The organism is Scytonema sp. UIC 10036 (genome assembly GCF_009725235.1).
Map to the genome: position 1 here is coordinate 1 of NZ_WJFC01000316.1, position 10,738 is coordinate 10,738.

Sequence of the window (10,738 nt, forward strand, 5' to 3'; positions counted from 1 at the left end):
TAGCAAATTTCCTGCCCCATCCCACCACCGCAACCAATAACCTGTTCTAGCTTCTTTTGTTCCTTGCCACGTCCCCAGATATAACCCGACTGAATCCATCCAATGACGACCATTTTCATCGGGTTGCTTCAATTCGTAGCGTCTATTTTCCAGTTGATAATATTCCAACAACCCACCATCCGGGTCAAATATTACATACACTGGCACCTGCAAAATTTGCTCGTAAAAAAACCATTTTCCCGGTGGATAAGTCCGCTTTACCGAATATTCTTCTCCCTGTGTCTCGGATAAAAATTCCATCACCACCGCAGGGACTTCTCCTTCTAAATTTGGTGTGTAGCTTCTGCGTTCTGCTATGACTTCATTCACCGAGGCGATGTAAACCCAATCCGGTGCTTTCACTATCAATTCCCCGTTGAGTGTCGCACACAGACCAAAATTGGAAGCTACTAACATTTTCTCTTGGATAAAACCACTGATTTCCAAACTTTCTCGCAACGCACCAGCCAACAGTGGCTGACCTGTATTTTCCACTGGTTCATCCTCTAATTGAAAATCTTCGGGCAACGCTTCCCACGATATTACCAGTTCACTGACTCTTTTGGTTGCATCGAGTTGGGTTACCATATATACTGCCTTGGGTGTGTTTCTTTTTATTTTATCGTTGCCAATTCTGGATGAGTTGGATACCGGAGGCTGAGCAGAGCTATACGGGAGGCGGCAGCCCACAGTCAGGCATTCCCAGCCAGAGGCAGTGGAGCGAGGTGGTAAGAAGTTTCGACTGCCCGCTAGTCTGTGGGCAAATTATTCGGATCGATACCTTGAGATTGCAAATAAGCAATCAACCGTTCTTTTTGCTGACGTTCTTGTTCAATCATTTCCACTGCCCAAGGTAGCAAATTCCCTGCGCCATCCCACCACCGCAACCAATATCCTGTTCTAGCTTCTTTTGTTCCTTGCCATGTCCCCAAATATAACCCGACTGAATCCATCCAATGACGACCATTTTCGTCTGGTTGCTTCAATTCGTAGCGTCTATTTTCCAGTTGATAATATTCCAACAACCCACCATCCGGGTCAAATATTACATACACTGGCACCTGCAAAATTTGCTCGTAAAAAAACCATTTTCCCGGTGGATAAGTCCGCTTTACTGAATATTCTTCTCCCTGTGTCTCGGATAAAAATTCCATCACCACTGCGGGGACTTCTCCTTCTAAATTCGGTGTGTAGCTTCTGCGTTCTGAGATGACTTCATTGACACGGGGAACATAAACCCAATCCGGTGCTTTCACTATCAATTCCCCGTTCACTGTCGCACACAAACCAAAATTGGAAGCTATTAACATCTTCTCTTGGATGAAACCACTGATTTCTAAACTTTCTCGCAACGCACCAGCCAACAGTGGCTGACCTGTATTTTCCACTGGTTCATCCTCTAATTGAAAATCTTTGGGCAACGCTTCCCACGATATTACCAGTTCATTGACTCTTTTGGCTGCACCGAGTTGGGTTACCATATATACTGCCTTTGGTCTACTTATTTTGATTTTATCGTTGCCAATTCTGGATGCGATCGATACTGGCGGCTAAGCCTCAAGTTAGGCATTCCCAGGCTGCAGCCCAGGAACGAGGTGGTACAAAGTTTCGACTGCCCATCAGAATTTATGTGGCGAAGTACTAGTCAGTGGGCAAATTATTTGGATCGATACCTTGAGATTGCAAATAAGCAATCAACCGTTCTTTTTGCTGACGTTCTTGTTCGGCGCGTTGACGTTCTTGTTCAATCATTTCCACTGCCCAAGGTAGCAAATTCCCGGAGCGCTCCCACCACCGCAACCAATAACCTGTTCTGCCTCCTTTTGTTCCTTGCCACGTCCCCAAATATAACCCGACTGAATCCATCCAATGACGACCATTTTCATCGGGTTGCTTCAATTCGTAGCGTCTATTTTCCAGTTGATAATATTCCAACAACCCACCATCCGGGTCAAATATTACATACACTGGCACCTGCAAAATTTGCTCGTAAAAAAACCATTTTCCCGGTGGATAAGTCCGCTTTACCGAATATTCTTCTCCCTGTGTCTCGGATAAAAATTCCATCACCACCGCAGGGACTTCCCCTTCTAAATTCGGTGTGTAGCTTCTGCGTTCTGCTATGACTTCATTCACCGAGGCGACGTAAACCCAATCCGGTGCTTTCACTATCAATTCCCCGTTGAGTGTCGCACACAGACCAAAATTGGAAGCTATTAACATTTTCTCTTGGATAAAACCACTGATTTCCAAACTTTCTCGCAACGCACCAGCCAACAGTGGCTGACCTGTATTTTCCACTGGTTCATCCTCTAATTGAAAATCTTTGGGCAACGCTTCCCACGATATTACCAGTTCATTGACTCTTTTGGCTGCACCGAGTTGGGTTACCATATATACTGCCTTTGGTCTACTTATTTTGATTTTATCGTTGCCAATTCTGGATGCGATCGATACTGGCGGCTGCAGCCCACAGTTAGGCATTCCCAGGCGGAGCCACAGGATCGAGGTGGTACAAAGTTTCGACTGCCCATCAGAATTAAGCTCTAAGATGTTGCCACAGAGTCTATATTTATGTGCTGGTGTTGACGAATTTTGGTCAGTTCACTGCTAAGAAAACCATCAATTTTTGAAACTAAAGTACAATGCTGTAACTTAATACCGAGAGCTTCAGCTACCTCAATTACATCATTAAAGCTAGCGTTTTGGTAATCTTTATTTTCATATTCTTTGAGTTTTTCTTCTGTTAATCTAGTGAGTGCAGCCAGTTCCTTAAGACTTATTTTTTGAGCAATTCTAGCTTTTACTAAAAGCTTTCCCATCTCTGAAAAACTGATATTTGAAGTTTGTAAAACTAAAGTTTCTTCAGGATTATGGTCTAATAAAGATTCATAATCTGCTATTTCGTCTAGCAGGTTTTTAATTTGAGCAAAGTAAGAATCAATCATTAGCTGCCAACCTTCGGGGTCTTTTTGCTTTTTCTCTTCATTTTGGGAGAAGGTAATAATTGCTTGTTGAAATTTGCCTACCCAAGATTTAGTGACTTGATACTCATACTCATTTTTAATCATAGCTCCCACTCCCGTAAATCGATAGCTATAATGCCTTTCCGGTTTTGCTGCCTGTCTCGTTGGAAAAACTCTATTGACATTGTAGACTCATCCACAGGTCGATCGGATGGATAAATTTCACCTCCATACCTAGCTTTTTGGGCTGCACTGTTATAAAAATTTAATAATAAGCGTGCATTTTTCCTTAAATACTCGATTTCCACATCATCGCGATCCCAACACATATCAAAATCTTGAGGATTTGGTTCAGAGGTTACAAAACTTCCATTTAAATATCTAGTCCTAGATTTAGCTGCCTTAAGTAGCGTTAATACTTCTTCAATTCCCTTAATTAAATTACGTCGGCGTAGGTTATACCCAAATCTTTCTTTAAATTCATTCCAATCACAAAAATGCACCTCTGGTGGCAGATTGCTGTTTTCATCAAAGTCAGGAATCATTTAATAGCGAGATAGTACTAAAAAATTACTGTTATAAAGCCTATCATTAAAGTTAATAAACGCTTAGATATCAGAATGCTACTTCAACCAAACACTGATTCTTTTAATAAATTCTCATCAATGAAGTATAAATTTATCTGCGTGTATCCGCGTGCGTCTGCGGTTCCTTAACTCTGTGTATTGCACTCAATTGAAACGCTATAGTATCAAGAACAGTTACAAGGTTCTGCAGATCAATACGGGAGGCGGAGCCTCCAGTAAGGCATTCCCAGGCTCCGCCTGGGAACGAGGTGCTGATGAAGGGAATACGGGAGGCGGAGCCTCGAGTCAGGCATTCCCAGGCTCCGCCTGGGAACGAGGTGCTGATGAAGGGAACGAGGTGCTGATGAAGGGAACGAGGTTTATGCTTCGCTTGATGCTTCCATCAACAAAGTTTTGCTCTGTGTCGCTGGTACCTTCATCACCATTTTCTTACTAAACACCAGTTCGTTATCCCGGACATCGATCGCGACCGTATCACCGGGAACAAACGTATTCTCCAACAACTTAGTTGCCAATGGGTTTTCTACTTCCCGTTGGATTGCTCGTTTAATCGGTCTTGCACCGTAAGCTGGATCGTATCCCACTTCTACCAAGCGATCGCAAGCTGCAGCAGAGATTTCCAAGGAAATTTTCTGCTCGTTGAGGAGGCTTTCCACTCGTTTGAGTTGAATGCGTACAATTTGTCGCATTTCATTGCGATTGAGAGTGTGGAACAAAATAGTATCATCAACCCGGTTGAGAAACTCTGGGCGGAAGTGAGAACGCAAAGCATTCATCACCCGGTTCTGCATTTTGGCATAATTGGCATCATCACCAGATATATCCAGTATGTGTTCGCTACCGATATTACTGGTCATCACAATCACACTGTTGCGAAAATCAACCGTCCGTCCCTGAGAATCAGTAATTCTCCCATCATCAAGCACTTGCAACAAAATATTAAACACATCGGGGTGAGCTTTTTCCACCTCATCCAGTAACACCACAGAGTAAGGACGGCGGCGCACTGCTTCTGAAAGCTGACCTCCTTCCTCATAACCCACGTACCCTGGAGGCGCACCCACTAACCTAGATACCGAGTGTTTCTCCATATACTCCGACATATCCAAACGCACCAAAGCGTCAGCCGAATCAAAGAGAAACTGTGCCAATGCACGAGCCAGTTCTGTTTTCCCCACACCCGTCGGTCCCATAAACAAGAAGGAACCGATAGGACGACTGGGGTCTTTCATCCCCGCACGGGCGCGACGAATGGCAGCAGCCACAGCCGATACAGCTTCCTCTTGCCCAACCACTCGTTCGTGCAGGTGACTTTCCAATTGCAACAACTTTTGCCGTTCCGATGCCAGCAAGCGGTTCACGGGAATGCCCGTCCATTTTGCCACAATCTCCGCAATATCGGCTTCTGTTACCTGTTCTCGCAGTAAAGTCGCTCCCACACTTTGAATTTCTAACAGTTGGGTTTCTTTAGCTTCGCGATCGCGCTGCACTCCTTCCAACTTACCATACTTCAACTGTGCGGCTTTATTCAAATCATACGCCCGTTCTGCTTGTTCAATTTGCACCCGCAGCTTTTCTTCTTCCTGTTTCAAAGCACTAATTGCTTCCAACAGTTGCTTTTCACCCTGCCATTGATTGTTTAACGTCTGCTGTTTCTCCGTCAAATTGGTAATTTCTTGCTCAATTCGCTCAAAACGTTCTTTTGTTTGAGCCGTTGCCTTTTCTTCCCCAGCCAGAGATAACTTTTCCATTTCCAACTGCATCAACCGTCGGTCAATGATTTCCAATTCTGTTGGCTTGGAAGTAATCTCCATTTTCAACTGTGCTGCTGCTTCATCCACCAAGTCTATCGCCTTATCGGGTAAGAAGCGGTCGGAAATATACCTAGCTGACAGTGTTGCTGCAGCCACCAGGGCTGAGTCCGAAATTTTTACATTGTGATGGACTTCGTAACGCTCTTTCAATCCCCGCAGAATGGAAATCGTATCCTCTACACTCGGTTGATCCACAAAAACTTGTTGAAAGCGCCGTTCCAGAGCCGCATCTTTCTCAATAAATTTACGGTACTCATCCAAAGTTGTTGCCCCAATACACCGCAGTTCTCCCCGTGCGAGCATTGGTTTGAGCAAATTCCCTGCATCCATTGACCCTTGTTGATTGGAACCGGTACCTACAACAGTGTGCAGTTCGTCAATAAACAGAACAATTTGCCCGTTGGATTCTGTCACCTCTCGCAGCACCGATTTCAACCGATCTTCAAATTCACCTCGATACTTAGCCCCAGCAATCAAACTGCCAATATCGAGAGCAATCAACTGACGGTTTTTCAAAGATTCCGGAACATCACCATTCACAATACGCTGCGCCAAGGCTTCTGCGATCGCAGTCTTACCTACTCCAGGTTCACCTATCAATACCGGGTTATTTTTGCTACGTCGAGACAATACCTGTATCACCCGACGAATTTCATCATCTCGTCCAATAACGGGGTCTAATTTACCAGCTTTTGCCTGTTCTGTCAAGTCCCTGCCAAACTTTTGTAAAGCTTCATAACGAGACTCCGGATTTTGGTCAGTCACCTTTTGACTGCCACGCACCGATTTAATAGTAGCCTCAAGCTTAGCCGCATCTACATTAAAACTTTTCAGTACCCTTCGACCAATGCGATCGTCCTCAGTAAAAGCCAAGAGTAAGTGCTCAACCGAGATAAAACCATCCTTCATTCTAGCTCTAGCTTCCTCAGCCTTATCCAGCATAAGGTCTAAGCTACGTCCCAGGTAAAGTTGGTCATTTTTCCCCACTTTTGCCTGACGTTGGGTAAAAGCTTCAAGTTGTTGTTGCAAGCGAGAGGGGTCAATTTCACACCGACTAAAAATACGTGTTGCTAACCCCGTCGGTTCTTCCAACAGAGCAAGCAGTAGGTGTTCAACATCAAGTTGCTGTTGTTGATAGGCGCGGACAATATCTTGCGATTTGACAATTGCTTCCCAAGCTTTATCAGTAAATTTATTCGGATCTGTAGGCTGCATCTTTACGATTTTGGATTTTGGATTTTGGATTTTGGATTTTAGATTTTAGATTTTAGATTTTAGATAGGGGTTAGGGAAGAGGCATGTGCTCTTTTCGACCTTGGTTGCAACCACAGAATTCACTTGTTGTGGGCTGCTACCTCAATACTTTATAATATTTTAACTACTTGAGGCGGAACCTCGCGGTAGACATTCTGTGGCAGTAGCCCAAGAACGAGACTGGTTGGTGGGTATGCAAGATATAAATTTTGATGCTGATTCTAAATTAATATACAAGCATTATCGGTGTACTTGTTCTTGTACCTCTGGACTGGTTAGTGGTTAACTAGTTGGGTAGGCGCTGCCAACCCTTTCAATACGAACAAATGAACTACTTAAAGAGAAACGCAAAACCAAATCTCAAATGCTGTCTTTTCCTTGAGTACTTAGCTTCAATTTGTTACGGAAAATAGCGATAAATCTCTTTACGGTGTAGCACTCGTTGAAAGGTAATTGTTCCACCATCAAATATAATGCCGATCCGATAATCACCTATCCGAATTCGATAAGCATTTTCATAGTTCTTTAACTTTTTCAAATTGGTTATTTCTTCAAAAGTGAGAATTTCCGGTATTTCTTCAAAGACGAGTGCCTTTATGGATTCAAAATACGGTGTACTTTTGAGAGCTTTGAGGTCTTTCAAAAAACTAGGAAGGTACTGGGTATTCGCTCTTCTTCAAGTTCTGCTAGTGCTTCATTGAGGCTACGTGGTGTTTCGTCTTGGACTGCCTTCATCGCAAGGATTAGTCCTTCATCCTCAATGGCTTCAAGCAGACGTTGATAGTCATTAAAGTCAATGACCACTTTCTGAATGTTCCCTTCTGTGTCGGTGATTAATTCTCTGGCAAACGGATATTTATCGACTTTCATCTTTTAGCTTTAGTAAGCATAGTACAACTGTAACCCACCCTGTACGGGCGCAACGCCTTGCGCCCCAACCACTAACAACCAACCACTAACAACCAACCACTAACAACCAACCACTAACAACCAACCACTAACAACCAACCACTAACCCTAAAACACAATCACAGTTCTGAGAGTCCCTTGCCAAATAGTACTGTTGGAAGTGCTGTTATCAGCATTTGTGACTACAGACAATATAGGGCTAATACTGAGATTATCGTTGAGTTCTAAATTGTAAAATGTTTCAAAGTTAACTTGATTTGCATTTCCCAATTTATTGGTAACGAAAGGTTGACCAACAGCGATACCCGCAGTCGTTCCGGGAATGAAGAGGTTGCGAAGACCCAATCCTACTGCCCAACTGAAGGAATGTAAATCCAAGTCCTGGTTGATAGCAGTATTAAATCCCTGATAATTCCCAAATCCCACGCGACTGAATACCCCGATATAACGGTTGAGGGCGTACTCGGCATTAACCCCAAAGGCGTTAATGTCAGTGTTATTAATTGCGGCATTAGTATATTGTAGTCTGAGTGCAAAGCGATCGCGAGCCGCGTATTCGAGTTCCACACTGGTTTGGTACCTATCCCCAAACAAACCACCATCAGTGCTGGAGTTGGGATTATTTGCATCAGCAGCAACGTAGAGAGAACGGAAAGTAAAAGGTCCGCTCCCTGGGTTCCATGAGAGGACAGCGCCTGCACCGCCATTGCGGTCCATTTGGTTTTGGACAATCAGAGGGTTATTCAGAAAAAAGCTAGAACTAAAATCAACAGCTTCGTTGTTCGCATAAGTGTTACGGTCAATAAAATCCCGTGGCGAGATTTTTGCCCCAACAGTGACGGCTAAATCGGAAACCGGGCGAAAAGTATAATACAAGCGCCTGAGACGGAGACTGCTATCCGCTTCTATATAATCCAGCCCACCTCCATTGGCAATCAAACCGCTTGTTCCCAACAAGTTGACATTTTTCTCTTGCGCCTGTCCAATCGTATCAAGCCCGTTATTACCTGCTTCCAACTGAGTCAGAAGTATATCCTGACCGTTAAAACTTGTTAAGAGATTTAACCGTTCGCGAGTAATTATGCTAGCTCCAGAATTACTACCCTCCGTGAGGGCAAGAATCACCTGTCCTTGAAGTTTGGTCGTGGTAGAAAATTCATTCGCCTCAAGTTGAGTCACCCGGTTTTCGGTAGACGCAATTCTTTGCTGCAATTGATCCAAGGCAGAACGATAATCTCTTTGCAATCGCCTTAAAGTCACCAAATCCTCTTGAATGTACTGCTCGCCAATAGCATTAACAATCAAGCTATCCACCTTATCCAAAGTAGCCGCCAGAGCAGCAGCAAATTCATACCGAGACAGAGGGCGGTTACCGCGAAACTTACCATCAGAATACCCAGAAAGAATGCCATAGCGTTCCATGAGCGATCGCAATGCCTGATAAGCCCAGTCAGTGGGTTGAACATCAGACAATTCCGAAACCGAAGTTGGTGGAGCAAACTCTTGATTTAAAGTATCAGATGATGCAGAATCATCCGTAACATCCTCAAAAAATTCCTCTATTGCCTCTGTTTCCCCATCCGTTGCCACATCCATCGCCATTGAAAACGCAGCCTCTTGGCGCTGTAGAGAAGGCAAAGAACTCGCTGTTGAAGGAAAGCACAGTTGGCTAAAAAAGATACAACCAATCGAACTTCCCGCAAACAGTTTTTGACAACGAATTCTCTGCCACTTGCATTGCTTAACGCTCAACTCCATCACACTTACGTATTTAATTTAAGATTGCTAGGCAGTCACGTGCTGTGCAGTTTCTTGTTTAGCAGCAGACCCTTGAGTACCCAGTTGAATCAGTTCTACCTTATATCCATCTGGATCTTCCACAAATGCGATAACCGTAGAACCATGTTTCATAGGACCCGGTTCCCGTACCACTTTAGCACCATGTTTTTTAATTTCCTCACAAGTTGCGTAGATATCATCAACACCAAGAGCAATGTGACCGTATGCATTACCCAAATCGTACTTGTCTACGCCCCAGTTATAAGTCAGTTCCAGAACTGTATGGTCACTTTCGTCACCATAGCCAACAAAAGCTAGAGTAAACTCACCTCCTGGATAATCCTTTCGCCGCAGTAGTTTCATTCCCAGAACTTCACAGTAAAACTTTAAAGATTCTTCAAGATTACCTACCCGTAGCATTGTATGCAGGAGTCGCATAATTTTCTCCCTTAAATGGTTCCGCATTTATTGTAAGTGGTTAGGGGTTAGTGGTTAGGGGTTAGTGGTTAGTTGTTAGGGGGTAGGGGTTAGGGGTAGGGGTTAGGGGTTAGGGGGTAGGGGTTAGGGTTAGGGGTTAGGGGTTAGGGGTTAGGGGTTAGTGGTCACTGATTAACCCTCCGCGATAACCCGTAATCAGACGGCTGCCATCTTTGAAAATATGAACCTCTATCTGGTCGCTAGCCCAAGTGATTTGGTCTTGAAAAGCTGGGTTGAGGACATGAACCCGTTGATTGCTAGAAGACACGGGGGAAACGGGTGAATTGATTGCCAGTGACTCAACATAAGGACCATCAATCAGAATATCTAACTGTTCCAATAAATCTTCAGCACCAGCAGGTCCGTAGGGCGATCGCAATTGTTCTATAGTAAAACCAGAAAAAGACATAACATTCAGCCCAGCTGCTTTCAATTTACGAGCAAGAGAAGCCAGAGCAGGGGCTTGCCAAAAGGGTTCCCCTCCAGAAAATGTCACCCCTTGATTGCGGGGTTTACTGAGAATTTTTTCAGCTAAGCTATCAACCGATACCAATTGGTTAATTTCAAAAGACCAAGATTCCTGATTAAAACAACCCGGACACTCCCGCAAACAACCCTGCACCCAAACAACAGCACGGTATCCGGGACCATTAACCTCTGATTCATCCACGTAGCCCATAATGTTAAGATATCCAGCTGGAATCTCAATCAAAGAAAGATAAGGATTTGTTTTCTGTTGGGTCATGTTCTTAATCTCTCTGGGGATATAGATTTATTTGCAACATATCGACAAAATGTGAGGAAGTTATGTGAGTGGTCGGTGGTTGGTGGTTAGTGGTTAGTGGTTAGTGGTTGGTGGTTTGTGGTTAGTGGTTAGTGGTTATTGGTTAGTTGTTAGTGTATAGTTGGTTAT

At 44.0% G+C, this 10,738-nt stretch carries 11 protein-coding genes; all 11 read right to left on the reverse strand.

Annotated elements, in window-relative coordinates; translation table 11 throughout:
* A partial coding sequence (locus tag F7734_RS58410; RefSeq protein WP_155753305.1) for a Uma2 family endonuclease occupies positions 1 to 627 on the reverse strand: 627 nt, incomplete at its 3' end.
* 161 nt (positions 628 to 788) lie between these two features.
* A complete protein-coding gene (locus F7734_RS58415; RefSeq protein ID WP_155753307.1) occupies positions 789 to 1,520 on the reverse strand; it encodes a Uma2 family endonuclease in 732 nt (243 codons plus the stop codon).
* 160 nt (positions 1,521 to 1,680) lie between these two features.
* Entirely contained in the window at positions 1,681 to 2,433 is a 753-nt protein-coding gene (locus F7734_RS58420) for a Uma2 family endonuclease (RefSeq protein WP_155753308.1), read from the reverse strand.
* Positions 2,434 to 2,585: 152 nt separating this feature from the next.
* Positions 2,586 to 3,110: a helix-turn-helix transcriptional regulator gene (locus F7734_RS58425; RefSeq protein ID WP_155753310.1), complete on the reverse strand. Its 525-nt coding sequence runs from the start codon at positions 3,108 to 3,110 to the stop codon at positions 2,586 to 2,588.
* Positions 3,107 to 3,550: a hypothetical protein gene (locus tag F7734_RS58430; protein WP_155753313.1), complete on the reverse strand. Its 444-nt coding sequence runs from the start codon at positions 3,548 to 3,550 to the stop codon at positions 3,107 to 3,109. The genes F7734_RS58425 and F7734_RS58430 overlap by 4 nt, the downstream gene beginning before the upstream one ends.
* Before the next feature lie 401 nt (positions 3,551 to 3,951).
* Positions 3,952 to 6,621, reverse strand: a complete 2,670-nt coding sequence (clpB, locus tag F7734_RS58435; protein ID WP_155753315.1) for an ATP-dependent chaperone ClpB — start codon at positions 6,619 to 6,621, stop codon at positions 3,952 to 3,954.
* 439 nt (positions 6,622 to 7,060) lie between these two features.
* Positions 7,061 to 7,303 carry a type II toxin-antitoxin system RelE/ParE family toxin gene (locus tag F7734_RS58440; protein WP_155753317.1) on the reverse strand — a complete coding sequence of 81 codons (243 nt, stop codon included), beginning with the start codon at positions 7,301 to 7,303 and terminating at the stop codon, positions 7,061 to 7,063.
* Positions 7,300 to 7,530, reverse strand: coding sequence for a hypothetical protein (locus F7734_RS58445; protein ID WP_155753319.1), 231 nt, complete (start codon positions 7,528 to 7,530; stop codon positions 7,300 to 7,302). The genes F7734_RS58440 and F7734_RS58445 overlap by 4 nt, the downstream gene beginning before the upstream one ends.
* A gap of 147 nt (positions 7,531 to 7,677) precedes the next feature.
* A complete protein-coding gene (locus F7734_RS58450) occupies positions 7,678 to 9,327 on the reverse strand; it encodes an iron uptake porin (protein WP_207714466.1) in 1,650 nt (549 codons plus the stop codon).
* 27 nt (positions 9,328 to 9,354) lie between these two features.
* Positions 9,355 to 9,786 carry a lactoylglutathione lyase gene (gene gloA / locus F7734_RS58455; RefSeq protein ID WP_155753321.1) on the reverse strand — a complete coding sequence of 144 codons (432 nt, stop codon included), beginning with the start codon at positions 9,784 to 9,786 and terminating at the stop codon, positions 9,355 to 9,357.
* Between the two features lie 157 nt (positions 9,787 to 9,943).
* Complete coding sequence (locus F7734_RS58460; protein ID WP_155753323.1) at positions 9,944 to 10,570, reverse strand: 4Fe-4S single cluster domain-containing protein; 627 nt, start codon at positions 10,568 to 10,570, stop codon at positions 9,944 to 9,946.
* Positions 10,571 to 10,738: the final 168 nt, after the last annotated feature.